The organism is Shewanella waksmanii (assembly GCF_043643685.1).
In the GTDB taxonomy this organism is placed as follows: domain Bacteria; phylum Pseudomonadota; class Gammaproteobacteria; order Enterobacterales; family Shewanellaceae; genus Shewanella; species Shewanella waksmanii_A.
Map to the genome: position 1 here is coordinate 180,924 of NZ_JBHZSN010000001.1, position 26,814 is coordinate 207,737.

Below are 26,814 nucleotides of genomic sequence, written 5' to 3' on the forward strand. Positions count from 1 at the left end.
CTAGTTTGAGCGATTCCAATTGGTATTGCAGTGCTGATCAGGTACAATTCGGCACTTTTAGATAATTTTCAACTTCGAGTTTAGTCATTTCGCATAATGAAGCATATTAGAAACTTTTCAATTATTGCCCATATTGACCACGGCAAATCAACACTGTCTGACCGTCTGATCCAAGATTGCGGTGGCTTGTCTGACCGCGAAATGGCGGCTCAAGTACTTGATTCAATGGACCTTGAGCGTGAGCGTGGTATTACCATCAAAGCGCAAAGTGTCACACTAGAATATAAAGCCAAAGACGGTGAAACTTACCAGCTGAACTTCATTGATACACCAGGCCACGTGGATTTCTCCTATGAAGTCTCCCGTTCGCTTGCAGCGTGTGAAGGTGCGTTGCTTGTCGTTGATGCTGGCCAAGGTGTAGAAGCTCAGACTTTGGCTAACTGCTACACAGCCTTAGAAATGGACTTAGACGTTGTACCTATCCTCAACAAAATCGACTTACCACAAGCCGATCCTGAACGTGTAGCGGAAGAGATTGAGGATATTGTTGGTATCGAAGCCGCTGATGCAGTGCGTTGTTCAGCAAAAACTGGCGTGGGTATTAGCGATGTACTAGAAACTATTGTTGCGCAGATCCCACCCCCAGAAGGCGATCCTGAAGCACCGCTGCAAGCATTGATTATTGATTCTTGGTTTGACAGCTACTTAGGCGTTGTGTCTTTAGTACGTATTAAAAATGGCGTACTGAAAAAAGGCGATAAGTTTAAGGTGATGTCGACCGGTCAAACCCATAATGCTGATCGTGTAGGTATTTTTACCCCGAAACAAACAGACACTACTGAGCTGAAGACCGGTGAGGTTGGCTTTGTTATTGCGGGTATCAAAGAGATCCACGGCGCACCAGTGGGTGATACGCTGACGTTGGCAAAGCATGGTGCAGAGCAGCCACTACCTGGTTTTAAAAAGGTTAAACCGCAGGTTTATGCAGGTGTATTCCCAATCTCTACCGATGATTATGAAAGCTTCCGTGATGCATTGAACAAGCTAAGCTTGAATGATGCGTCATTATTCTTCGAGCCAGAGACGTCATCGGCGCTCGGATTTGGTTTCCGTATTGGTTATCTAGGTCTGCTCCACATGGAGATCATTCAAGAGCGTTTAGAGCGTGAATATAACCTTGATTTGATCACTACGGCACCGACAGTAGTTTATGAAGTGGTGACCACGAAAGGCGAAACCATCTATGTTGATAATCCGTCAGATCTACCGGCGATTAATAACATTGAAGAGATGCGCGAGCCGATTGTTGAAACAAACATCTTAGTACCAAAAGATTACCTCGGTAATGTGATTACCCTGTGTGTTGAGAAACGTGGTGTGCAGACCAATATGGTTTATCACGGCAACCAAGTGGCTATCACCTATGATATGCCAATGGCTGAGGTGGTTATGGACTTCTTCGATAGATTGAAGTCAACCAGTCGTGGTTATGCGTCACTTGAATATAACTTTAAACGTTTTGAAGCCGCGGACATGGTGCGTCTTGATGTACTGATCAACGGTGATAGAGTTGATGCATTGGCGATGATTATTCACCGCAATAATATTCGTTACCAAGGTTTGGCTTTGGTGAATAAGATGAAAGAACTTATTCCACGGCAGATGTTTGATATTGCAATTCAAGCGGCTGTGGGTAGCCAAATTATTGCTCGCTCATCGGTTAAAGCATTACGTAAAGATGTAACCGCCAAATGTTATGGTGGTGACGTATCACGTAAGAAGAAACTGTTACAGAAGCAGAAAGAAGGTAAGAAGCGCATGAAGCAAGTCGGCAACGTTGAAGTGCCGCAAGAAGCGTTCCTTGCTGTATTAAAGCTCAATGAATAATGGTTTGTGTTAACCTTTATTCATAATATGCGCCGCAGTTTGCGGCGCTTTCGTTAGTGCAGTATAAATGAACCTTGGTTCAAATCATCGCTCAAATCGCCTCAGTGAAGGCAGGAGTTAATTAAACTATGGCAGCCTATTTCTCTCTTATCTTGGTGTTAGTTACTCTAGGTAGCGGCCTTATTTGGATGGTCGATGCATTGGTATTTGCGCCAAAGAGACAAGCCAAACTCGCAGCAGCACAAAGTGCTCAGGCTGATATCAGTGAAGAAAGCGCTGAAAAGATCACTCGAGAGCCTGCACTGGTCGAAACCTCTCGTTCTATCTTCCCTGTTATTGCATTTGTATTGATCTTGCGCTCATTTATTTATGAGCCGTTTCAAATTCCTTCTGGTTCAATGATGCCTACTTTGTTGGTTGGTGACTTCATTTTGGTGGAGAAGTTTAGTTACGGCCTTAAAGATCCTGTATGGCGCAGTCAGTTGGTGGAAACTGGCAAGCCAGAGCGTGGTGATGTTGCGGTGTTTAAATACCCTGAAAATACCAAGATTGACTACATTAAACGTGTGATTGGATTACCTGGCGATAAGGTGGTTTATCGAAACAAGCAAGTTTATATTCAACCTGCTTGTGAGAAAGGGGCAAGCAGCTGCCCTGAAATGCAGCTTGTTGCCCGTGAGTCAGTTAATACCGGCGAATTCACTCAAGATAATGTCGCATTGATGCGTTACACCGAGCAGTTGGGTGATGTTAGCCACGATATTTTGATTAACCCTAGTCGCCCTGAGCCTGTCGGTTATTACTACCACAGAAACAACTTACCATTAGGTGAGTTCGTGGTGCCAGAAGGGCAGTATTTTGTAATGGGCGATAACCGTGATAACAGTACCGATTCGCGTTTTTGGGGATTCGTCCCTGAAGAGTTATTGGTGGGTAAGGCCGTTGCTATTTGGATAAGCTTTGAGTTTGAGCGTTCACCTGCAGACTTTTTGCCAACTTGGATCCCAACAGGTGTGCGCTTTAACCGTGTAGGCGGCATTGTTTAATATGGAACCGATTAAGAATATCCCGAGATTATGTCGTGTATTGGGTTATGAGTTTAGTGATGTCAGTTTGCTTGACCAAGCATTGACCCATCGCAGCGCTTCTAGCCGTCATAATGAAAGGCTAGAGTTTTTAGGTGACTCAATCTTATCGATTGTGATTTCTGATGCACTTTATCATCAGTTTCCTAAAGCCACCGAAGGTGATATGAGCCGCATGCGAGCAACACTTGTGTGTGGCAAGATGCTGGCAGAGGTCGCCCTAGAATTTAAGTTGGGCGACTATTTGAAATTAGGTCCAGGTGAATTGAAGAGCGGCGGCTTTCGTCGTGAGTCGATATTAGCCGACACAGTCGAAGCGATTATCGGTGCGATTTATCTGGATTCTGACATCGAAACTTGCCGTCAGCTGGTGCTCAAATGGTATCAGTCGCGCCTAGTATCCATTAAGCCTGTTAATCAAAAAGATCCTAAAACCTTGCTTCAGGAGCACCTGCAGGGCTTTAAAAAACCGCTACCAGTATACAAGGTTGTCAATATTACTGGTGAAGCGCACGCCCAGACGTTTACCGTTGAATGTAAAGTCGAGGAGTTAGATAAGCCTGTCACTGGGGTGGCTAATTCTCGCAGAAAGGCGGAACAGATCGCGGCAGCTGAAGTATTGGAGTTAATTAAACGATGAGCAATAAACCTGAGCACGAGTCAGAGGCTAATGAACCGAGTTTAGACGAGCTGTTAGCGCGTATGAATTCTGGTACTTCGTCTCAATATGATGTGACTTATTGTGGCATGGTCGCGATTGTTGGCCGACCTAATGTGGGTAAATCCACATTGCTAAATAAGCTACTTGGGCAAAAGATCAGTATTACTTCAAAGAAGCCGCAAACAACGCGTCATCGCATTATGGGGATCCATACTGAAGGCCCAAGACAGGTGGTGTTCATTGATACGCCCGGTTTACATATAGAAGAGAAGCGGGCGATTAACCGTTTGATGAACCGTGCTGCATCCAGTTCACTTGCAGAAGTCAGCTTAGTGGTGTTTGTGGTTGATGGTCTTAACTGGACGGCAGACGATGAAATGGTGCTTAAAAAGCTTCAAAGTCGTGACGATGGCCGCAAGACAGTATTGGCAGTCAATAAAGTTGATAACATCAAAGACAAAGAGGCGCTATTCCCTCACTTGGAAGAGCTAGCTAAGAAGTTTGCTTTTGATGAGATATTGCCTATTTCGGCAACTCATGGCACTAACGTAGAGCGCATTATGGACATGGCGATTGAGTCTGTCCCTGAGTCACCACATTATTTCCCTGAGGACTATGTCACTGACCGCTCTCAGAAATTTATGGCGTCGGAAATTGTACGTGAAAAGCTGATGCGCTTTTTGGGTGACGAATTACCCTATGACGCTACGGTTGAAATTGAACAGTTCAAAATGATGGAAAACGGTGTTTACCAAATCAATGCGCTGGTATTGGTTGAGCGTGAGACTCAAAAGCGCATGGTCATAGGTAACAAAGGTGAGCGAATCAAGAAGATTAGTTCAGCTGCCCGAGTGGATATGGAAGTGTTATTTGACAATAAAGTCTTCCTTGAAATGTGGGTGAAGGTCAAATCTGGTTGGGCTGATGACGAACGTGCGCTGCGCAGCTTAGGTTACGGCGAAGAGTAATTTTTAGTCAAACCATCCAGGTAGGCGATTAAAGTATATGAGGCCGAGATGGCAAGGTGCAGCAAGAGTTGCAGTTTGTAGTCTCGGCCTTTAACGTAGATACAACGAAGTTAAGAGAGAACCGAACATGCTGCGGGGCTATGTACTGCATACACGACCATATCGAGAATCTAGCGTATTAGTGAATATGCTAGTGGATGGCCATGGTCGAGTCGACTGTGTAGCGCGTTTAGGCAGCGGAAAACGTTCAATCAAAAGTATTCTTCAACCATTCCAGCCGCTAATATTTCAACTATCAGGCAAAAGTAGTTTAAAGAACCTCTATCAAGTTGAAGCGGCAAGCCCTGCGATTCCATTAGTGGGCGAAGTCAGCTTTGCTGGATTTTATCTTAATGAAATTTTAGTCCGCAGCTTAAGTGTCGAACATGGTGCGGAGCAATTCTTTTATACCTATCACGATACCTTAATGAAAATGGCAGCGGGGTTTGAGCAGGCGCAACTGCGTTATTTTGAAGTTGCCTTGTTGCAAGAGCTCGGCTTGATGCCATCCCTCGATGAAGATATTAGTCAGCAAAGCATTGAAGCAGACTATTACTATCGTCTGTTGCCCGAAGAGGGCTTTGTCAGTGCCTTAGGGCCAAAACAACATCATTATGCGGGGGCTATGCTGAGGAACTTGGCTAACAAACAGTTAAATCAGCAAGATTTAAAAGCAGCAAAACAATTGATGCGACAATTGCTTAGTCCCTGTATCGGCGATAAGCCACTTAAATCTCGTGCGTTATTTAACCGTAACCTAAATAGTGAAACGCAATAGTCTCAGTGGCATTCGAATACACAGGGCACCCCTTGTGCTAATGATGAATGTTTTGCCATTGGTTTTTATAAGTAGGGTCAGTACAATAGCGCAGTCTTATCATCAGCTTTGTTAATAGATTAAGGAATAGCCATGGGCCGTATTCATCTTGGTGTTAATATCGATCACATAGCGACTTTACGTCAGGCTCGAGGCACCACATACCCAGACCCAGTTCATGCTGCGGCAGTCGCAGAACATGCGGGTGCTGAAGGGATCACCGTGCATTTGCGAGAAGATCGCCGCCATATCACCGATCGCGATATTTACCTGCTAGCACAAACGATTAAGACGCGAATGAATTTTGAAATGGCAGTGACCGAAGAGATGGTCAATATCGCCTGCGAAGTGAAACCTGCTTATGCGTGCTTAGTACCAGAAAAGCGTGAAGAACTAACCACTGAAGGCGGTCTAGATGTGGTTGGTCAACAAGATAAAGTGGCAGCCGCAGTAGCGAAGCTGACCGCTCAAGGTATCAAGGTCTCGTTATTTATTGACGCCGATAAGGCGCAGATTGATGCAACTGTTGCAGTAGGCGCGCCGGTTATTGAGTTACATACTGGCTGCTATGCGGACGCCAAAACTGACGAAGAAGCGCAGCAGGAGTTGGCGCGCATTACTGAAATGGCGACGTATGCCCACAGTAAAGGGCTAGTGGTTAATGCCGGTCATGGTTTGCACTACCATAATGTTAAACCGATTGCGGCAATTCCGGAGTTATATGAGCTCAATATTGGCCATGCTATTATCGCCCGCGCAGCGATTGATGGCTTGGAGACCGCAGTTCGAGATATGAAACAGCTGATGGTTGAAGGCCGTAACGGCGAGTAATCAATCCGCTTTGGTTGAGTTAATAGATAGCGTCGGTTGATGGAAAAAAGATGATTGTAGGTTTAGGTACCGATATTGTAGAGATCAATCGCATCGACAAGGTGGTTGCTAAAGCTATTGCCGGTAGCGGCTTAGCTAAATGCCGCCTTGCCTTGCGCATACTGACGCCGTCTGAGCAGGTTATTTTTAACCAGTCGACTCAACCAGCACGTTATTTAGCTAAGCGTTTTGCAGCAAAGGAAGCGGCAGCAAAAGCGTTAGGCACAGGTATTGGTCGCGGTGTGTCATTTCAGCATATTGAAGTTAGCAATAACGAAAACGGCGCGCCGCAATTAACTTTGAGTGCAGGCGCTGCTGAGCGCATGCAGCAGCTTGGCGCTCAACATGTACACATCAGCATTGCTGATGAAGCCCACTATGCCACCGCAACCGTGGTAATTAGTTAACACTCAAGCCCCCAGCTTTGATTGCCTGCTTCACTTAAGTCGAACTGCTAAAAATTTTCAGCCATGGTATAACTTTACTGATTAGACCAGTTATAGGAACCAATATCATGGAAGTTGATTTTAGCTGTATTGCTACCCCTGACTATGCCAACGTATTAGGCCATCAGCAGTTTATCGATTATCGCATCCACCCTTTATGGCCAGATATGCCCAGAATGAGTGGCCCAGCATTCACTGTTCAGCTTAGTGCTGGCGATCATCTAATGATGCACGCAGCAATTTATCAAGCGCCCAGTGGTTCAATCATCGTTGTTGATGGTGTCGATGATAAGTTTGCGGTCGCTGGTGGTAATGTTTGCGCTGTGGCTCAAAGTCGTGGCATCAAGGGCTTTATTATTGATGGTGTTATTCGGGATATTACCGAGATACAGCAGATGCAGTTTCCGGTGTTTGCTAAAGGCGTATTTCCAGTACCAGGTAAAAAACGGGTCTATAGCGAGCTAGAACAAACGATACAGTGCGGTGGAGTTAAGGTTTGCAGTGGCGATATTATCGTTGCGGATACTGAAGGTGTGGCTGTTTTACCAAAAGAGCAAGCTATTGAGGTTTACCATGCCGCGAAAGATAAGGCTGATAAAGAAGCTGCGATGTCACTTGCACAATGGCAAGCCAATCATCAGTCGCGTATTGAAGCTGCATTGGCGGCTGCGAAGAGCAGCTAGTTTTGATGTAGATCACAGTTAGTTAAATGATTTAGTTACTTACACATTACATCCGCTTTACTTATTTACTTTGATAATCAAACAATATAGATTTTATTTAGTTTGATTATCAAGGTATATATTCATGCTTAGTGACGCAGTCGAAAAACATACACATCACCACCAGTTTGAACAACATAATCACCAAGGTGAGCGCCGGACTTTTATCGTGTTAATGATCACCATTATCACAATGATGGTGGAGATTGTAGCTGGAACCCTATATGGCTCAATGGCGCTGCTGGCAGATGGCTGGCACATGGGCACCCATGCTGCCGCTTTTGGCATCACGCAGTTTGCTTACCGCTATGCAAGAAAGCATGCCAACAGTGACAAATTTTCTTTTGGTAGCGGCAAGGTCAGTGTATTAGGCGGTTATACCAGCGCAATCGCTTTAGGTATTGTGGCGTTACTGATGGTGGTAGAGTCGGTGCATCGACTGTTTTCACCTCAAGCTATTCAGTTCAATGAAGCAATTATTGTGGCTATTATTGGTTTGGTGGTGAATGTGGTTTGTATGTGGCTACTGCATGCCGATGGGCACGATCACGGTCACAGCCATGAGCACAGTCACGGTCATGAGCATGGTCACAGTCACAGCCACAGCCATGAGCACAGTAACGGCCATGGACATAGCCACAGTCATGAGCATGGAGGGCATCATAACCATGATCACAATCATAACCATGGACATAGTCACAGCCATGACCATAACTTACGCGCAGCCTATATGCATGTGTTAGCCGATGCATTGACTTCATTGCTGGCCATAAGCGCGCTGATTGTTGGCAAGTTCTTAGGTTGGACATGGCTTGACCCCATTATGGGAATTGTCGGTGCCATTGTGATCACTAAGTGGGCCATAGGGTTAATGCGCCAAACCAGCCCTATTTTGCTTGATGAAAGTATGCCAGAGAAGCTGCGCCAGTCGATAGCTCAAGCATTAGAACAACAAGGTTGCCAAGTGGTCGATTTACATGTGTGGAAGGTGACTGCTAGCCATTACAGTGCTGCGATAGCTGTGGTGGCTGAGCAGCCACAATCTGCAGACTTTTATAAACAGAAGTTGCAAAAATTTGCTAATATCAGTCATCTTACTGTTGAGGTCAATCAAGGTTAGTCGATGCAAAAACTGAAGCAACTCAATCATCTGCTTATCGAATTTTACGATAAGTTGTCGTCATGGGAACAATCTGTCGTCAAAGAGACGGGATATACTTTGGCGCAAGTTCATACGATTGAAGTGCTCGGTAGTCATGGTCCTATGCGCATGAAAGAGTTGGCTGACCGATTAAGTATCACCACAGGTACATTAACGGTGCAGGTTGATAAGCTGGTTAAAGCCGGGTTGATTGTGCGCTTACCACAGGAGCAGGATCGTCGCTCAATTTTAGTTGATTTAACCCCTGAAGGCCGTGCATTGCATCAGCACCACAATGCGTTGCACCTCGCTTTGGTGGAAGACTTAACTCGTCACCTCAGCAGCGAGGAGCAACAAATGTTGATCTCTAGCATGACGAAAATCAATCAAGAGTTTTAGGTTTATTACCTGCGCATGGAACCTAGGGTATTGTTGTCTTGAATATTAGCTCTAGAAACTAAAGCTAAAATGCATTAGGTTAAGTGAGATAAGGATCACGTTTTTAACTCATTTAACCGCAGCAGTAATATTAACCGGTAGCCTGACATTGAGATAAAAGCTGTGGCGATAATAACGATAAGCCAGGAGCGATTAAGCAATGAAATCAGCAGTGGAGCAACTTGCACAGTATAAAAGTGTGCACCTTAACCCCAAGAATATTAAAACCCACTTTATTGGTATTCCCGGGATTATTTGGTCACTGTTCGTGTTATTGAACCTGATTCCAATCAATCTGGTCGCCGTTAATGATTTTAAGATTAACGTTGCTGATGCGTTTACTATTGGTGTACTGATTTACTATACCATACTGCATCTCAAGCTTGCGCTCGGCATGGTGGTGTTTATCATTCCGGTGCTGTACACCTCCGAGATGGTGGCCCAAACTGAATATGGCTTATGGATAGCCATTGTGGTGTTTGTGGTGGCGTGGATATTTCAGCTCATTGGTCATAAGTATGAAAAGGCAAAACCTGCCTTTGTTGAAGACTTAAATCAGCTTTTGATAGGCCCGTTTTTCTTGATGGCAGAAGTGTACTTTATGTTGGGTTGGGCTAAGGACTTGGATAAAGCCATTACGCCACTTGCTATTACCAAACGTCGCGAGTTAGAGGCGGCGCGTAAAGCAGCATCGGCGTAAAGCAGTATTAAGCACTAAAAAGGGGCCTAGCGGCCCCTTTTTAGTCACTATTGCTAATTAGCATCATTAGTCTTGTTTGTTTTTTGGTGCTTGATAATGCTGCGGCATCACTCGTACGGTTTTCACCATGTTATCTGCTACATCAATGACTTCTAGAGGGTAGCCGGAAAGGCGCATAGAGGTGTAGGGCTCAGGAATCTCTTCTAGGTATTCTAAAATAAGGCCGTTAATGGTTTTGGGGCCATCAATGGGGAAGTGCCAATCCATCTCTTTGTTTAGATCGCGAATGTTAATACTCGCTTCAATGAGAAAACTACCGTCTTGTTGCTTATTGATATCTTCACTGGCTGTGGTGATCATCGAGGTGGTAAATTCACCGACAATCTCTTCCAGAATATCTTCTAATGTTACGAGTCCCTGAATATCGCCGTATTCATCGACCACTAAACCGATACGCTCTTTGTTTTGCTGAAAGTTTGCCAGCTGCACATTTAGAGGTGTCGCTTCAGGCACAAAGTACAGTTCTTTTACGGCTCTCAGTAGTGATGATTTGCTAAATTGCCCCTTTGATTGCAGCCTAAGTGCATCGCGAAGGTGCACAAAGCCCACCGCATCATCAATATTATCGCGATAGAGCAGCACGCGGGTATGGGGGCTTTGAATCACCTGTTTGTTAATGCTCTTGAAGTCATCATTGACATTAATGGCATAGAGGTCTGAGCGCGGGATCATGATGTCATCAACGGTGACTTTTTCGAGATCCATAATCGACAGGAGCATCTCTTGGTGACGTTGGGGGATAAGTGCGCCGGCTTCATGGACCACAGTACGCAGCTCTTCTTGACTTAGGGCATCATCGGCTTTTACTGAACGAATGCCAAGTAAACGTAAGAAACTGCCGGTTATAAAATTGACCGCTTTGACTAAGGGAGACAGGACAACCAAGAGACCCTTTAGTAAAAAACTTGAAGGGAAAGCGATACGTTCTGGATGCAGTGCGGCGACGGTTTTTGGAGTGACTTCAGCAAAGACCAAAACCACTAAGGTTAAAATACCGGTGGCAATGGCCACGCCAACGTCACCAAACAAGCGAATACCGATAATGGTTGCAATGGCCGATGCAAGAATATTAACCAGGTTATTCCCAATAAGAATGAGGCCAATAAGCCGGTCGGGACGTTCGAGCATTTTTGTGGCGCGTTTAGCGCCTTTGTGGCCGCTGTTAGCAAGATGCCGTAACCGATAGCGGTTGAGCGACATCATGGCGGTTTCTGAGCCAGAGAAGTAGGCAGAAATAATGATCAGTATGAATAAAATTAAAAAGAGTACGCTAGTGGATATCGCGTCCAAAAAGTGGCCCCGCTATGGCTTGCTTTAATGAATGTCCTTGTCTGCAAACAGTAATTACCGTCATTTTAAGGACGTGTCAAGTGAACCTAGGTTTGCCCTTGCAGCCAAACCTAGGTAATAGAAGGGATTAACGCAGGATAAGTTCTTTGACGATTCGGGCGCCAAAATAGGCTAACGACAATAAGGTTGCGCCAGTTAAGGTATACAGCACCGCGGTGCGGATACGGCAACCAATCCAGTATTGTTGCGCTAACATGGCAATATAGGTAAACCACGCCATGATAGATAAAATGGCTTTGTGACCTTTGCCTTCTTCAAACATATCATCTAAGAAGATAAAGCCGGTTGCTAAAGATAAACTCAGTAATACCACACCCACAATCACCAAATGATATAGCTGCTTTTCAACAGTCATTAGTGGTGGCATTGCCGGGCTCATGATGAGCTTTTTACTTTTTAGCTTGTTTTGAATAATCGCCAGTTGGATAGCATAAAGCGCAGCAATCATTAGCGCACTATAGGCCATTAAAGATAACACCACATGCACGAGTACATCGGGGTGGATCTCGAAATGGGTAATATACTCAGGTGGCACTAACCACAATAGGGCGACCGAAATGACCGAGCAGGCGTAAACCACTGGCACCACTACAATCATTTTTAGCCTAAATAGCAGGATGGTAAAGCTAAAGGCAATGATCCAGTTCACCATAGAGATGACATTGGTCAGACTAAAGTTTTGGCCATTTTCGGTGACGATGGCTTGTGACAATGCCGCAGCGTGCAGTACCACTGCTATCGCAGCAAAGCCTGCGACGACACGTCGATTAGGGCCGTCCGCATGAAACAGGCGGCTGACTACCAGTATTAGCGCAATACAGTAGAAAAACATGGCTGAGGCGGAAAAAATGACCATCGAAAATTAACCTATTGTTTGTTAGTTTTCTGCATATACTCAAAGACATGATCTGAGAATGCATCTTAATCTAATGCTAGAATAACACGACAAAAGTGCTCTTGGGCAGTAGCAAAAGTGACAAATATAAGTGCAATGTGAGCGGTAGCCCTAAGTTTTGAAAAATAGTTGCTCATCCTTTGTGCGTTCATAATGCTAAGATAGCCCGATAACACAAGGATTCTGTGGCGATGCGGTAGCATAATATCTAAGCATCGCTATAATACTGCCCCATTAATGTAAATTTTTACGGTAGAAGAACACGATAATGTTTGAGAACCTCACCGACAGATTGTCACGTACCCTGAAAAACATCAGCGGTCGCGGACGTTTAACAGAAGACAATATTAAAGAGACATTACGTGAAGTGCGCATGGCGCTGCTTGAAGCGGATGTGGCGCTACCCGTTGTACGTGCGTTTGTTAACAGCGTGAAAGAGCGTGCGGTTGGCCAAGAAGTCTCAAAAAGCTTGAGCCCGGGCCAAGCCTTTATCAAGATTGTCCAAAGCGAACTTGAAAACGCCATGGGCGAGGCGAACGAAGCCTTAGACTTAAGTGCTCAGCCTCCAGCCGTGATCATGATGGCTGGTTTGCAAGGTGCGGGTAAAACTACCAGTGTTGCAAAGCTGTCTAAGTTTTTGCGTGAGCGTTCGAAAAAATCGGTATTGGTGGTCAGTGCCGATGTTTATCGTCCGGCCGCGATCAAGCAGCTAGAAACATTAGCTAACGAAGTTGAAGTAGAGTTTTTCCCATCTGATGTAAGCCAGAAGCCGATTGATATTGTTAATGCGGCCATGGCTCACGCAAAGCTTAAATTCATTGATGTTGTTATCGTCGATACCGCAGGTCGTTTGCACGTAGACGAAAGCATGATGGATGAGATTAAAGATCTCCATGCTGCAGTTAAGCCAGTTGAGACCTTGTTTGTGGTTGATGCCATGACAGGTCAAGATGCTGCTAATACTGCTAAAGCCTTTAATGAAGCGCTGCCGCTTACCGGTGTGGTGCTAACTAAAGTCGATGGTGATGCCCGTGGCGGTGCGGCGTTATCTATTCGCCATATTACTGGCAAGCCAATTAAGTTCTTGGGTGTGGGTGAGAAAACTGACGCGCTAGAGCCTTTCCATCCCGATCGTGTTGCTTCACGTATTTTGGGTATGGGTGATGTACTTTCACTGATTGAGGAAGTTGAGCGCGGCGTCGACAAAGACAAGGCAATGAAGCTGGCTTCTAAAGTGAAAAAGGGCGGTAACTTTGACTTAGAAGACTTCCGAGAGCAGCTGCAGCAAATGAAAAACATGGGCGGCATGATGAACATGATTGAAAAACTGCCCGGTGTTGGACAGTTACCACCTGAAGCACTTGCTCAAGTACAAGAGGGTAAAATGACAGGTCAGATGGAAGCCATCATTAATTCGATGACCCCAGCTGAACGTCAACGCCCTGATATTATTAAAGGCTCTCGTAAGCGCCGTATTGCTGCAGGTTCTGGTACACAAATTCAGGACGTCAACCGTCTTCTGAAGCAATTTAACCAGATGCAGAAGATGATGAAAAAGATGTCTTCCAAAGGCGGCATGAAGAAGATGATGCGCGGTATGAGCGGCATGTTACCACCAGGAATGAAAATGCCAGGCCGTTAATTTCGCCGAACGACAGAAAAACCAAGCTTAGGCTTGGTTTTTTTATGTCTGGTTGAAAAGCGTGATGGCGACGGCGATGGCTTATACCAATTGGCATAAGAAAGCGATCTACTCAGAGCTATTTTTGTGGTGAATGTCATTAATGCACGACGATAGGGATATAGGAGGGAGAGTATCGCAGGAGCTGTTACCGAGGAGCATTTAATGACCGTGTCTCTGAAGCGCTAAACTCTCGCTGAGCGATCACATCTTTATGCGATTGGTATTATCTATGTTTTAGCCTACAGCTATCGCTGGCATTTTATGCTTTTTGCTTGCTGTTGTGGTGAATATACGTTTACACTTCGAATACAGAGTTAGATAACACTCTGTTTTTTCTCGGCTGTTTATCCGATTCAGCGGTAAACCCAGGCCTTTCTGCACAATGGATTATTTTGGGGCATATTCATGGTTAGAATGCATTTCCCGCATCAGAAATTATTAGTTGTCATTGCCACTCTGACTGCATTACTTGGCTGTGAAAAAGCCCTGCCGCCCATTACCCCCAAGCTTGTTGTTGTCGAAGAAGTGACTGCTGCAACGGTGCCACTGTATGGTAACTATATTGGTGTTACTCAAGCTTCTTTAGATGTTGAAGTGAGAGCCCGAGTTGATGGCTTTGTTGAAGATAAAAGCTTTATCGAGGGCAGTGCGGTTAAAGCAGGTGCGGTGCTATATCAAATTGACAACCGACCTTATTTGGCAGTGGTTAATCGTTTAAAAGCCAATGTTGAGTCGCAACAGTCTGCGCTTGAGAAAGCACAACGTGATGTTGAACGACTAAAGCCACTTTATGAGCAAGACGCGACCAGCCAGCTCGACTTTGATAACGCGCTGTCAGTACTGTCTCAATCTCGCTCAAGTCTTGCAGCCAGTAAAGCCGAATTAGAAGAGGCGCAGCTGGAACTCAGCTATACCGAAATTAAATCACCGATTTCAGGCTTGGTAAGCCGTTCTGAAGTCGATATTGGTGCCTTGGTTGGCAGCAGCGGCCAGTCGCTATTAACGCGGGTAAAGCAGGTCGATCCCATCTATGTGACTTTCAATATGTCAGCGCTTGATTACCTTAATGCGCGTCGGCGAATGACCAGCTATTCGGAAAAGAAAGAAGCGGAAACAGAAGGTAAAGCGGTAGAAGGGTTTGTGACAATCACCTTACCTGACAATAGTGAATACCCTTATCTCGGCGACGTCCGTTTTACCGACCCTTCAGTCAACCCAGAGACCGGAACTTTCCAAGTCCGCGCTGAATTGCCTAACCCCAATAAAGAGCTATTGCCAGGTCAATACACCAATGTGCGTATCAAACTCAATGAGATTAATGATGCGGTTGTTATTCCACAAAAAGCCACCCAAGTAGAACAGGGCGGGGTGTATGTGATGGTAGTATTGCCAGACAACAAAGTTGAACGGCGCTTCATTGTGATTGAGCACCAAGGCAAGATGGGCGTGGTGGTAAAAAGCGGGCTGCGAGCGGGCGAATTAGTGATTGTTGAGGGCATGCACCGTGTACGCCATGGTCAATTAGCTGAGCCGCTATCCAGAGAAGCTTACCAGAAACGAGAAGATAAAATAGAGAAGGAACAGGCGCTTAAACAGCAAGCGTTAGAACAAGAGCAGGAGCAATAATCATGGCGCAGTTTTTTGTCACGCGACCCGTTTATGCTTGCGTGATCTCTATCGTTATTGTGTTACTCGGTTTGATTGCCATGTTTAAGCTGCCAATCGATCAGTATCCGTACATTACGCCTCCGCAGGTTAAGGTGTCAGCGTCCTATCCCGGTGCAACCTCAACCACCGCAGCAGAGTCGGTGGCGACTCCGCTAGAGCAAGAATTAAATGGCTTGCCTAATATGATTTACATGAGCTCGAAGAGTACTAATTCGGGCAGCGCCAATGTCACCATTACCTTTGATGTCGGAACGAATCCAGACTTAGCAGCGGTTGATGTACAAAACTCGACGCAGCAAGCCACGGGGAGCTTACCGATTGATGTGCAAACAGAAGGGGTTTCAGTTTCCAAAGAGGCTTCGGTTGAGCTACTTAAGTTGGCGTTAACCTCCACCGACGATCGTTATGATGAAATCTACCTTAGTAACTACGGTACCATTAATATTGAAGCGGCACTCAAACGTATTCCTGGTGTTGGCCGAGTGCGAAACACCGGGGCAAGAAGTTACTCGATGCGTGTGTGGCTTAAGCCCGATGTGATGGCGGGTTATGGCTTGACGACGGCAGATGTGATTAATGCCATTAAAGCGCAAAATAAGGAGTCTCCGGCAGGTTCTATTGGCTCGCAGCCTAATACTGAGTCGTTAAGTATGACATTGCCTATCACCGCTGCAGGGCGGATGAGCAGTGTACCGCAATTTAAAGAGATCATTGTCAGGGCAAATACCGATGGCTCTATTGTCAGGTTACGTGATATTGCCCGCGTAGAGCTAGGTTCGTCAGCCTACACATTGCAGTCACAACTCAATGGCGCTAATGCGACCATTCTGCAAGTTTATTTGTTACCGGGAGCCAATGCGCTTGAGGTGACGAAGAACGTTAAAAAAGAGATGGCTAAGCTGGCTGAAAAGTTCCCGCAGGGGATGAATTGGGAAGTGTTTTTCGATGCATCTATCTTTATTGAAAACTCCATTGATGAGGTGGTTAAAACCTTAGTTGAAGCCTTAGTCTTGGTGATTTTGGTGGTGTACCTGTTTCTACAAAATGTGCGCGCAACGTTAATTCCAGCCGTTGCGGTACCTGTGTCGTTAATTGGTACCCTTGCTGCGATGTTAGCGTTTGGGTTTACCATCAATACCGTGAGTTTGCTGGCATTGGTGTTAGCTATTGGTATTGTTGTTGATGACGCCATTGTGGTGGTTGAAAACGTTGAGCGTTTAATGCATGAAAAAGGCCTCAGCCCTATCGATGCCACACGCATGGCCATGAAAGAATTATCGGGGGCGTTAGTCGCGACCAGTTTAGTGTTGGCTGCGGTATTTGTTCCGGTGTCATTCTTGGCAGGGATCACAGGCATTATGTATCGCGAGTTCGCCATTGCCATTACTGTAGCTGTGTTAATTTCTACTGTGGTAGCATTGACTTTATCGCCTGCATTATGTGCTTTGTTATTAAAGGCCGGTGGCAAACCCAGCCGCGGCTTTTTTAAATGGATGAACGACAAGTTAGATAGTTGCACAAATCAATATGTTGCCATTGTCGCTGCCACTACCCGACATGCCAAGCGCAGCTATTTGGTATTTGCGATTATGGTTGCAGGTGTCTATCTCATTATGAGCAACTTGCCAGCCAGCTTCATGCCCGATGAAGATCAAGGGCGCTTTTTCATTGACATGACATTGCCTGATGGCGCAACGGTTAATCGTTCTCAAGCAGTGTTAAAGAAAGCAGAAGCGAAAGTGTTGGCTCACCCTGCTGTGGCGTATTCCTTTACGCTGGCAGGTGAGAATCGTCGTTCAGGTTCGAATCAAGCCAATGGCCAATTTGAGATTATTCTCAAGCCTTGGTCAGAGCGTGCCGATTCCGGCGCAACCGTACAGCAAGTGATGAAAGAGATACATCATGCTTTACAAGATGTTTTAGAAGCCCAGTTTAATCTTTATTTGCCATCTGCAGTGCCGGGGCTTGGTAACGGCTCAGGGGTGGAGATGGAGCTGCAAGATACCTCCGGTACCAATTTTAAAGGCTTGATGGAAACCGCGGATGAGCTAGTTGAAAAGCTCAAGCTACAGCCGGAGATTGCTACCGCAAGTTTGTCATTGCAAAGTGCTATTCCTCAGCTGCACTTAAGTGTCGATGAAGCTAAAGCGATGGCTATTGGTGTTAATGTGGCAGATATATACAGCACCATTAAAACCTTCACTGATTCATCAACCGTGAACGACTTTAACTTGTTTGGTCGAGTATATCGGGTGAAGGTGCAGGCTGAGGAAAACTATCGTCAGTTCCCCGAGCAAATCAAAGACTATTATGTGCGCTCATCAAGCGGCGCTATGGTACCGATTGGCGTGTTAGCTAAATATGACTACTCTGTTGGGCCAGCAGCCGTTACCCACTATAACTTGTTTAGCAGTGCCTCAGTTAATGCGTCGCCGGCAGCGGGGTATGCATCAGGCGATGTGATACGGGCCATTGAACGTGTCGCTAAGCCAATGTTACCTAATGAGTTTAGCTATGAGTGGACCGGGATTACTTTCCAAGAAGTGCAATCGGCAAATCAAACCAGTATTGCTGTGATGCTAGCTATGCTATTCGTGTTTTTATTCTTGGCTGCACTTTATGAAAGTTGGACGATTCCAATTGCGGTGTTGCTTATTGCGCCTATTGCTATGTTAGGCGCGGCAATGGGGACTTGGGTCAGTGGGATGGAAAGTAACCTGTTTTTCCAAGTTGCCTTTATTGCGCTCATTGGCATGGCTGCTAAGAACTCTATTTTAATTGTTGAGTTTGCCAATCAGTTACATAAAGAGGGTAAAGACCGCGTAGAGGCAGCCCTAGAGGCCGCTAATATGCGCTTTAGGCCGATTTTGATGACGTCGATGGCGTTTATTTTAGGGGTGTTGCCTTTGGTGTTATCGGTTGGCCCAGGTGCGGTCAGCCGCCAAAGTATCTCTATTCCTATTTTATGCGGAATGGTATTTGCCACCACAATCGGTATTGTGTTGGTGCCGCTGTTTTTTGTGACGACGGCAGGCTGGCTCAAATCCAAAGTTAAATCAAAAGTGGCGAGCGATTCACAATCTGAGCCGGTTAAGGTTGAGGGAGAGTCGGCATGATTAAGCGTCCAATATCCCCGAGCGATTTATTACGCAACCTAAAGCGTGCTGTAATCACGACCAGTGTGATTGGTTTATTTGGCTGTGCCATGGGCCCTGATTATCAGCGACCTGAGTTAGCCGTTCCTTCGCAATATCATCAAGAACTGACTCAGGATGCGACGGATAATGCAGGGTTGATAGCATGGCAAACATTTTATCTTGATCCTAATGTTCGCCAGTTAATTGAGCATGCACTAAAACAGAATTTAGATTTAGCGGCTGTTCGCTCGCGTCTCATTGCCGCAAGATCTCAAGTGACAGTGACAGACGCTGCGCTATATCCAGAATTAGGGCTTGCTGCTAATGCTGAGCGTTCAATTGATAGTGGCATTACTAGTGACGACCCAACCCATGGTAATGAGTTCGATATTGCCGGCACCGTTTCTTGGGAGCTGGATATTTGGGGCGCCAATCGTCGTCGCAGTGAAGTGGAATATGCCAACTTTTTGTCTGCACAGGAGTCATTGGATTTAGCCGTTATCAGCCTAATTAGTGATGTTGCCAGCCGCTATTATGAGTGGCTCGACATTGAACAGCGCTATCGCATTTCCGCTAATACGGTTGCATTACGTAAGAAAGAGCGTGATTTAGCCCGATTACGAAAGCAAAACGGGGTGATTTCTGGATTACAAGTAAAGCAAGCGGAAGTGGAGTATCAAAGTGCCAAGGTAACGTTACCGGATCTGGATTTTGAACGTCAACAAAAAGCCAACCAACTAAAGATATTGCTAGGTGAATATCAATACGCATTACAGGTGCCAGACAATATTGATAGTTTGACCTCTGCAGATATTTTTCCAACAACATTTAAGGTGGGGATCCCGTCGCAAATGTTGTCGCAACGGCCTGATGTCAAAGCCGCTGAGCAAGCTCTGATTGCAGCTAATGCCAATGTGGGGGTCGCAAAAACTGCATTTTTCCCCAAATTTAGTATCACTGGCAGTTACGGAACAGAAACCGATGACTTAGACAAGATTTTCGACAGCCAAGGGGTGACCTGGTCTTTGCTGGGGGGCATTACTGCACCGATTTTCAATTCGGGCCGCATCTCTGCCCAGTATGATATTGCACAAGAGTCTGCGAAACAGGCGTTACTGACTTATCGCAGTACTGTGTTAGCTGCTTATTTCGAAGTTAATGACGCCATGAATAGTTTTCGCCGATCTGAGTTGGCCATTGAAGCCCAAAAGGAGCTGGTTGAGGCTTCTCGAGGCTATACCCATTTGGCGATGCTGCGTTATCGAAATGGGGTGTCTAGTTCATTAGATTTGATGGATGCACAAAGAAATCTATTTAATGCAGAATTGTCGTTGAGTGAAGTGCGCCGAGATAAATTATTAGCCATGATTAAGTTGTACCGCTCATTAGGAGGCGGGGTATTGAGTGATGAGGAGATGGCGCAGGTATTAGCTCCCAGTGAGGATTAATATTAAGCACTAATTTTAAACCTACCAATATCAACAACAGGCTCACTGTTACAAGTGAGCCTGTTTTCAGTTTAGTTAGAGTTCAAATTCAGCATTAAGTTTTCGATATAGCCAGGCTTTCAGGCCTTAGTCGGCATGTAAATGCCTTTACAAAGCTTATTACTGTGTTGTTAGGGTTTGGCAGGCTATTTTATAGACAAAAAACATTGCATTCGCTGGTCAGTCAGGTAAAATCGTCCGGCTTTCTATCTGGGACTCTTCGCGAACACGGGGTTCCAGTTTTTATTTTTGCTTCATGAAGAAGCAAATCATTAGAGGATAAAAGACGCATGGTTACCATTCGTTTAGCTCGTGGCGGCGCAAAAAAGCGTCCATTTTATAACATCGTTGTTGCAGATAGCCGTAAGTCTCGTGACGGTCGTTTCATCGAACGTGTTGGTTTCTTCAACCCATTGGCTCGCGGCCAAGAAGAGACTCTACGTTTAGATCTTGATCGTGTTGAGCACTGGGTATCTCACGGTGCTGCTACATCTGAGCGTGTAGCTAAGTTGATCAAAGACGCTAAAGCTGCTGCTTAATAGCGTTAAGGTATAGATTAATGACTAGTCAGCAAGCACCTGTCGTGTTAGGCAAATTAGGTTCTAGCCACGGCATTAAGGGTTGGTTGAAAATCACTAGCTATACCAATTCTGTAGAAGATATTTTTGACTATTCACCTTGGTTGGTTAAAGAGCAAGGCGAATGGCGCGAGGTAAAGGTGTTGCAGTGGCGCGTTCAGGGTAAAGCACTGATTGCTGAACTTGAAGGTGTAACTACGCGAGACCGCGCGCAAATGCTCACTAACTGTGAGATTGCGATCGCTGCGGAGCAGATGAAAGATCTACCAGAAGATGAGTTCTACTGGCGTGATTTAATCGGTTGTGAAGTAGTGAATACCAAAGGCTATAACATGGGCAAAGTTGAGCAGATCGTGGAAACAGGATCGAACGACGTGCTGCTTGTTAAAGCTAACGCGAAAGATGGCTTTGGCAAAACGGAACGAATGATTCCTTTTGTTACCGAGCAGTTCATCCAATCGGTGGACTTAACGGCTAAACAGATTTTAGTGGATTGGGATCCGGACTTCTAAGTCGAGGAACAACAGATGTGGTTAGGGGTAGTAACCCTGTTTCCAGAGATGTTTCGTGCCGTGACAGACTTTGGGGTAACGGGTCGGGCTGTTAAAAACGGCCTGCTTGAGTTGCAAACGTGGAATCCTCGTGATTTCACCCATGATAAACATCGTACTGTTGATGATCGTCCATATGGCGGTGGTCCAGGAATGTTGATGATGGTGCAACCGTTACGCGACGCTATCCATGCAGCGAAAAATGCTGCGGGACAAGACACAAAGGTGATTTACCTTTCACCTCAAGGGCGCAAGCTGACACAGCAAGGCGTCGAGGAATTGGCTAAATCAGAACGCATGATTTTAGTGTGTGGTCGTTACGAGGGTATCGACGAGCGCATTATTCAAGCGGAAGTGGATGAGGAGTGGTCGATAGGAGATTACGTGCTTTCGGGCGGTGAACTTCCTGCGATGACTTTGATTGATTCAGTTTCACGTTTGGTGCCAGGAGTACTTGGCAAGCAAGCATCAGCAGAGCAGGATTCCTTCTCTGATGGGTTATTGGATTGTCCTCATTACACACGACCTGAGAGTTTAGATGGTGTTGATGTTCCAGCAGTGTTGTTAAGTGGCAACCACGAACATATTAGACGCTGGCGTTTGCAACAAAGTCTCGGTAGAACTTTGTTACGACGACCAGAATTATTTGAAAATCTAGCTCTGACTGACGAACAAACAAAGCTATTGGCGGAGTTTGTTAAATCCACCCAAGATGGTGAGAAAGACTGATCAGTTATTACTAGTATGGAGTTTATTTCATGAATAACATCATTAAAATGCTCAACGATGAGCAAATGAAGCAAGATGTACCAGAGTTTGGTGCAGGTGATACAGTTGTAGTTAAAGTACGTGTTGTAGAAGGCGGTAAAGAGCGTCTACAGGCGTTTGAAGGCGTAGTAATCGCTAAGCGTAACCGTGGTTTGCACTCTGCATTCACAGTACGTAAGATCTCTAATGGTGAAGGTGTTGAGCGTGCGTTCCAAACTCACAGCCCACTAATTTCAAGCATCGAAGTTAAGCGTCGCGGCCGTGTTCGTCGTGCTAAGCTTTACTATCTACGTGAGCGTTCAGGTAAGTCTGCACGTATCCGTGAGAAGCTTGCTAAGTAAGCAACCGCTTATTAGTAAAACTAGATGCAGTGTTCGCACAATAACCCGCCGTAAGGCGGGTTTTTGTTTTTAAAGCCCCCACGCTTAATCGCTTTTGGTTTTCTTTTTTGATCGATAAAGTTTTCTGTGTAATACCCATGCTGGTTTGTAACAAACAGAATTTAACCGCAAAAAACCGACATTTCCTTGCAACATTTGAATCATTTTTGATGAATATTACTTAAATTGCCAAATATCGCTTGATCTACTTGCCGGTCACAGGCATAGTTAGCGCCAAATGTAATGGTGTAGCGTTACACCATTTCAAGATGAATTAAGCGTAATGACGCGTAGAGTCGTAATAGAGTAGGTGGCAAAGATGCAGCAAGACACAATTAATAACGTTCATATTAGTTCGGAAAAAGTACTGGTAACCCCCAGTGAGCTAAAACAACAACTCCCTCTATCTACCTCTGCATATCACTACGTATTAAATGCGCGTAAAACAGTGGCCGACATTGTCCATAAGCGTGATAACCGAGTACTGATTGTTACCGGCCCTTGCTCGATTCACGATATTGAGTCAGCTAAAGAGTACGCACTGAAATTAAAAACCTTGCATGACGAGTTACAAGATCAGTTTTACATCTTGATGCGGGTTTACTTTGAAAAGCCACGTACAACTGTCGGTTGGAAAGGCATGATCAATGATCCTGATATGGATGAGTCTTTTGATGTCGAGAAAGGCTTGCGTCAAGCAAGAGAGCTGATGATATGGCTTGCTGAACTTGGGTTGCCAGTGGCAACCGAAGCACTAGATCCAATTAGCCCTCAGTACTTGTCAGAGTTAGTGACGTGGTCTGCCATTGGCGCGCGGACAACAGAGTCACAAACTCATCGTGAAATGGCTTCGGGCTTATCCATGCCTGTTGGTTTTAAAAATGGCACCGATGGCAAACTAGGCGTGGCCATTAATGCATTAGAGTCTGCCGCAAGTGGTCACCGTTTTATGGGGATTAATCAACAAGGTCAAGTGGCATTGCTACAAACCGCGGGTAACCCAGATGGTCATGTGATTTTACGTGGCGGTAAACAACCTAATTATGACGCTCAAAGCGTTGCTGAATGTGAACGCCAACTGCATGGAGCTAAGCTTAATGCACGTCTAGTTGTTGACTGCAGTCACGGCAATTCCAATAAAGATCACACCCGCCAACCACTTGTTTGTCGTGATGTGTTTTCACAGATTGAGCAGGGTAATAAGTCGATTATTGGTGTCATGTTAGAAAGCCATCTAAATGCAGGTAATCAAAGCAGTAGCAAGCCAATGAGCGAACTGGCCTACGGTGTCTCTGTTACCGATGCTTGTATTAATTGGCAAGATACCGAGAGCTTGTTACGTGAAGGGGCTCAACAATTGGCATCGGTTTTACCCCATAGATTTGATATGCTCAAAGCAGTTAATGAGTGAAGGACAGTCTTTAGATGAATGAGAAAACCACAGCTGAACTTGAGAAGTTACGTGGCCATATAGACAATGTTGATCAACAGCTTTTGCACTTGTTGAGAAAAAGATTAGATTTAGTCGCGCAAGTCGGTGCGGTCAAACATGGTGCAGGGTTACCGATTTACGCACCTCAACGAGAAGCTGCGATGTTAGCTAAGCGCCGCGAAGAAGCGGCGAATATGGATGTGTCACCACAATTAATTGAAGATATCTTACGTCGTTTGATGCGCGAATCTTATTTGAATGAAAAAGATGTAGGCTTCAAGCAGGTCAAAGCAGATCTTGGCCCCGTGGTGATTGTCGGTGGTGCTGGTAAGCTCGGCGGCTTGTTTGCGCAGATGCTGACATTATCTGGCTACGAGGTGCGCAGCTTAGATAAAGACGATTGGCAGCAAGCTGATAGTATTTTTGAGGGGGCAGGTTTAGTGATTGTCACTGTGCCTATCTCTATTACTTGTGATGTCATATTGAACCAGCTTAATCACTTACCTGATGACTGTATTTTGGCTGATTTAACGTCGATTAAATCTGCGCCGCTAGATGCAATGCTAACTGCCCATCAAGGGCCCGTGTTAGGGCTGCACCCTATGTTTGGTCCTGATGTTGGTAGTTTAGCTAAGCAGGTTGTGGTTGTGTGCCATGGCCGAGGCAGTGAGCACTACACTTGGCTATTAGAGCAGATTAAAATTTGGGGCGCGAGATTGGTTGAAGCCGAAGCGGATAAGCATGATAAAGCCATGCAGCTGGTTCAGGCCATGCGTCACTTCTCGTCGTTTGTTTATGGTCTAAACCTTTATCGCGAAGAAGCCGATATCGATGCGCTATTGCAGTTTAGCTCACCGATTTACCGACTTGAGCTAGCAATGGTTGGACGGCTGTTTGCGCAAAGTCCGGAGCTCTATGCCGATATTATTTTCGCTCAACAGGAGAGCATGGTAGCGATTGGTGACTATTTAGATAATTACAGTCAGGCGTTGAGCATGCTAAGACAGGGTGACAGACAAGGTTTTATTGACCAGTTTAAACAAGTGGCTGAGTGGTTTGGTGACTTTGCACCGCAATTCCAGCGAGAGAGTCGCGCGATGCTGCAGTCAGTTAATGACATGAAAACCAACTAAACTAACTTGTTATTGAAAAGGGAGCCTAAGGCTCCCTTTTTTATTTCTATTATTACTAACTATCTGATAAGTATCTTTTACTTTATATTTTTCTGCTTTGAATTCGACATTGCTAATTTGATCTAACTCATAGTTTTGTCGATAAATTCAAGAAAGTGCTTAGCACTGACGGTGTTGCAAAGTACACTCTCCTTAAAACATGCAAATAAAAAGCATGATTAAAAATAGGAGCCGTAAAATGTTTTGTATTCAGTGTGAGCAGACAATTCGAACCCCAGCTGGAAATGGCTGTAGCTACTCTCAAGGTATGTGTGGCAAGTTGGCCGATACCTCAGACCTGCAAGATTTACTTATCTATCAACTTCAAGGTGTGTCAGCGTATGCAGAAAAAGCGCGTGAGTTTGGCATTATTGACCCAGACGTTGATACCTTTGTTCCAAAAGCATTTTTCTCTACGTTAACCAACGTTAACTTCGATGATGACCGCTTAATTGAGTATGCGCAGCAGGCTCATGAATATCGAAACAGCCTTAAAGCCCAATATGAAGCAGCTTGTGTGGAAGCGGGCAAAACCCCAGAAACCATGATTGCAGCAGCTAATCTTGTACTAGCAACGGCTAAGCCAGAAATGCTAACCCAAGCGGTTGACGCAGCTCCGAATCGTGGTCATCAAGATGTACATGAAGATATTATTGGATTGCGCTTACTATGCCTTTATGGCTTGAAAGGTGCAGCAGCTTATATGGAGCATGCACGAGTTCTGGATCAAACTGACGCAGAAGTAGCGGGTGAATTCCATAAAATTATGGCATTTTTAGGCTCTGACTCAGTTGATGGCGACAAGCTTTTCGCTACGGCGATGGAAATTGGCCAATTAAATTATCGTGTGATGGCGATGCTTGATACCGGTGAAACCCGTGCATTTGGCCACCCTGAGCCAACACAAGTCAACACGGTGGCAGTGAAAGGTAAGGCTATCTTGGTATCTGGCCATGATATGAAAGACCTTGAACTGATCCTTGAGCAAACAGCCGGTAAAGGCGTTAACGTATTTACTCATGGGGAAATGTTACCTGCGCTAGCTTACCCTGCGTTTAAGAAGTACCCGCATTTAGTGGGTAACTATGGTAGTGCTTGGCAAAACCAGCAAAAAGAGTTTGCTAATTTCCCAGGTGCAATTGTGATGACTTCTAACTGTATTATTGACCCGAACGTCGGTAATTACGGTGACAGAATCTTTACTCGTAGTATTGTTGGTTGGCCTGGTGTGACACACATTGAAGGTGATGATTTCTCTGCTGTTGTAGAAAAAGCCTTAGCATTAGATGGTTTTGCTTACGATGAAATCCCACATATGATCACCATTGGTTTTGCACGTAATGCGCTAATGGAAGCCGCACCTGCTGTTGTTGAAAACGTCAAGAATGGTGCTATTAAGCATTTCTTCTTGGTTGGTGGTTGTGATGGTGATAAGAATGAGCGTAGCTACTTTACCGATATTGCCAAGTCTGCGCCGAAAGACTCCATTATTATGACCTTAGGTTGTGGTAAGTATAAGTTCAATAAACTGGCATTTGGTGATATCAACGGCATCCCACGCTTGCTTGATATTGGCCAATGTAACGATGCGTATAGTGCTATTCAGTTGGCTATCGCATTGTCTGAAGTCTTTGAATGTGAAATCAATGAATTGCCACTAAGTCTTGTACTGTCTTGGTTCGAGCAAAAGGCGATTGTTATTTTACTTACGTTGTTGTCACTTGGGGTGAAGAACATCCGTACAGGTCCAACACCACCGGCTTTCTTAACGCCTAATCTTGTTAAGGCGCTAGAAGATAAGTTTGGCCTAAAAACGACTACCACTGTCGATGCCGATCTTAATGACATTTTGAACGTCGCTTAGTGTGTCAGCGCCCA

At 45.3% G+C, this 26,814-nt stretch carries 24 protein-coding genes; 22 read left to right on the forward strand and 2 right to left on the reverse strand.

Annotation, left to right across the window (positions count from 1 at the left end; genetic code table 11):
* Positions 1–96 precede the first annotated feature (96 nt).
* From lepA to ACHUFW_RS00915, 11 genes are all read left to right on the forward strand, one after another.
* Positions 97–1,887 (forward strand): translation elongation factor 4, encoded by a 1,791-nt coding sequence (gene lepA / locus ACHUFW_RS00865; protein ID WP_394200078.1) that lies wholly within the window; start codon positions 97–99, stop codon positions 1,885–1,887.
* Between the two features lie 128 nt (positions 1,888–2,015).
* A complete protein-coding gene (lepB, locus tag ACHUFW_RS00870) occupies positions 2,016–2,933 on the forward strand; it encodes a signal peptidase I (RefSeq protein ID WP_394200080.1) in 918 nt (305 codons plus the stop codon).
* A 1-nt stretch (position 2,934) separates the two neighbouring features.
* Positions 2,935–3,612 carry a ribonuclease III gene (gene rnc, locus ACHUFW_RS00875; protein WP_394200082.1) on the forward strand — a complete coding sequence of 226 codons (678 nt, stop codon included), beginning with the start codon at positions 2,935–2,937 and terminating at the stop codon, positions 3,610–3,612.
* Positions 3,609–4,601 (forward strand): GTPase Era, encoded by a 993-nt coding sequence (gene era, locus ACHUFW_RS00880; RefSeq protein ID WP_394200083.1) that lies wholly within the window; start codon positions 3,609–3,611, stop codon positions 4,599–4,601. The genes rnc and era overlap by 4 nt, the downstream gene beginning before the upstream one ends.
* Before the next feature lie 127 nt (positions 4,602–4,728).
* Positions 4,729–5,418: a DNA repair protein RecO gene (gene recO / locus ACHUFW_RS00885; protein ID WP_394200085.1), complete on the forward strand. Its 690-nt coding sequence runs from the start codon at positions 4,729–4,731 to the stop codon at positions 5,416–5,418.
* A gap of 132 nt (positions 5,419–5,550) precedes the next feature.
* Positions 5,551–6,288 (forward strand): pyridoxine 5'-phosphate synthase, encoded by a 738-nt coding sequence (gene pdxJ, locus ACHUFW_RS00890; RefSeq protein WP_394200087.1) that lies wholly within the window; start codon positions 5,551–5,553, stop codon positions 6,286–6,288.
* Positions 6,289–6,338: 50 nt separating this feature from the next.
* Complete coding sequence (acpS, locus tag ACHUFW_RS00895) at positions 6,339–6,734, forward strand: holo-ACP synthase (RefSeq protein ID WP_394200089.1); 396 nt, start codon at positions 6,339–6,341, stop codon at positions 6,732–6,734.
* Positions 6,735–6,841: 107 nt separating this feature from the next.
* A complete protein-coding gene (locus tag ACHUFW_RS00900) occupies positions 6,842–7,456 on the forward strand; it encodes an RraA family protein (RefSeq protein WP_394200091.1) in 615 nt (204 codons plus the stop codon).
* Positions 7,457–7,580: 124 nt separating this feature from the next.
* Positions 7,581–8,615, forward strand: coding sequence for a cation diffusion facilitator family transporter (locus tag ACHUFW_RS00905; protein ID WP_394200093.1), 1,035 nt, complete (start codon positions 7,581–7,583; stop codon positions 8,613–8,615).
* Positions 8,616–8,618: 3 nt separating this feature from the next.
* Positions 8,619–9,035, forward strand: coding sequence for a MarR family winged helix-turn-helix transcriptional regulator (locus tag ACHUFW_RS00910; RefSeq protein WP_394200094.1), 417 nt, complete (start codon positions 8,619–8,621; stop codon positions 9,033–9,035).
* A 199-nt stretch (positions 9,036–9,234) separates the two neighbouring features.
* Entirely contained in the window at positions 9,235–9,774 is a 540-nt protein-coding gene (locus tag ACHUFW_RS00915) for an Mpo1 family 2-hydroxy fatty acid dioxygenase (RefSeq protein WP_394200096.1), read from the forward strand.
* Between the two features lie 66 nt (positions 9,775–9,840).
* Here ACHUFW_RS00915 and ACHUFW_RS00920 read toward each other — a convergent pair whose 3' ends face one another.
* The gene (locus ACHUFW_RS00920) at positions 9,841–11,124 is read right to left on the reverse strand and encodes an HlyC/CorC family transporter (protein WP_394200097.1); all 1,284 of its coding nucleotides are present in this window, start codon (positions 11,122–11,124) and stop codon (positions 9,841–9,843) included.
* A gap of 127 nt (positions 11,125–11,251) precedes the next feature.
* Complete coding sequence (locus ACHUFW_RS00925) at positions 11,252–12,040, reverse strand: cytochrome C assembly family protein (RefSeq protein WP_394200099.1); 789 nt, start codon at positions 12,038–12,040, stop codon at positions 11,252–11,254.
* 307 nt (positions 12,041–12,347) lie between these two features.
* Here ACHUFW_RS00925 and ffh point away from each other — a divergent pair, with 307 nt between their 5' ends.
* The 11 genes from ffh (at position 12,348) to hcp (ending at position 26,800) form a co-directional block, all read left to right on the forward strand.
* Positions 12,348–13,721, forward strand: a complete 1,374-nt coding sequence (gene ffh, locus ACHUFW_RS00930) for a signal recognition particle protein (protein ID WP_394200101.1) — start codon at positions 12,348–12,350, stop codon at positions 13,719–13,721.
* Positions 13,722–14,177: 456 nt separating this feature from the next.
* The gene (locus ACHUFW_RS00935) at positions 14,178–15,389 is read left to right on the forward strand and encodes an efflux RND transporter periplasmic adaptor subunit (RefSeq protein WP_394200475.1); all 1,212 of its coding nucleotides are present in this window, start codon (positions 14,178–14,180) and stop codon (positions 15,387–15,389) included.
* A 2-nt stretch (positions 15,390–15,391) separates the two neighbouring features.
* Positions 15,392–18,547: an efflux RND transporter permease subunit gene (locus ACHUFW_RS00940; RefSeq protein WP_394200102.1), complete on the forward strand. Its 3,156-nt coding sequence runs from the start codon at positions 15,392–15,394 to the stop codon at positions 18,545–18,547.
* Positions 18,544–20,016 (forward strand): efflux transporter outer membrane subunit, encoded by a 1,473-nt coding sequence (locus ACHUFW_RS00945; protein ID WP_394200104.1) that lies wholly within the window; start codon positions 18,544–18,546, stop codon positions 20,014–20,016. The genes ACHUFW_RS00940 and ACHUFW_RS00945 overlap by 4 nt, the downstream gene beginning before the upstream one ends.
* A gap of 329 nt (positions 20,017–20,345) precedes the next feature.
* Complete coding sequence (rpsP, locus tag ACHUFW_RS00950) at positions 20,346–20,594, forward strand: 30S ribosomal protein S16 (RefSeq protein WP_394200106.1); 249 nt, start codon at positions 20,346–20,348, stop codon at positions 20,592–20,594.
* Between the two features lie 20 nt (positions 20,595–20,614).
* Positions 20,615–21,145 carry a ribosome maturation factor RimM gene (gene rimM, locus ACHUFW_RS00955; RefSeq protein ID WP_394200107.1) on the forward strand — a complete coding sequence of 177 codons (531 nt, stop codon included), beginning with the start codon at positions 20,615–20,617 and terminating at the stop codon, positions 21,143–21,145.
* 15 nt (positions 21,146–21,160) lie between these two features.
* A complete protein-coding gene (gene trmD, locus ACHUFW_RS00960) occupies positions 21,161–21,913 on the forward strand; it encodes a tRNA (guanosine(37)-N1)-methyltransferase TrmD (RefSeq protein ID WP_394200109.1) in 753 nt (250 codons plus the stop codon).
* 29 nt (positions 21,914–21,942) lie between these two features.
* Positions 21,943–22,293, forward strand: a complete 351-nt coding sequence (gene rplS, locus ACHUFW_RS00965; RefSeq protein ID WP_011864870.1) for a 50S ribosomal protein L19 — start codon at positions 21,943–21,945, stop codon at positions 22,291–22,293.
* Positions 22,294–22,651: 358 nt separating this feature from the next.
* Complete coding sequence (locus ACHUFW_RS00970; protein WP_394200111.1) at positions 22,652–23,743, forward strand: 3-deoxy-7-phosphoheptulonate synthase; 1,092 nt, start codon at positions 22,652–22,654, stop codon at positions 23,741–23,743.
* 14 nt (positions 23,744–23,757) lie between these two features.
* Complete coding sequence (gene tyrA, locus ACHUFW_RS00975) at positions 23,758–24,897, forward strand: bifunctional chorismate mutase/prephenate dehydrogenase (RefSeq protein WP_394200113.1); 1,140 nt, start codon at positions 23,758–23,760, stop codon at positions 24,895–24,897.
* 238 nt (positions 24,898–25,135) lie between these two features.
* Entirely contained in the window at positions 25,136–26,800 is a 1,665-nt protein-coding gene (gene hcp / locus ACHUFW_RS00980) for a hydroxylamine reductase (RefSeq protein WP_394200115.1), read from the forward strand.
* Positions 26,801–26,814: the final 14 nt, after the last annotated feature.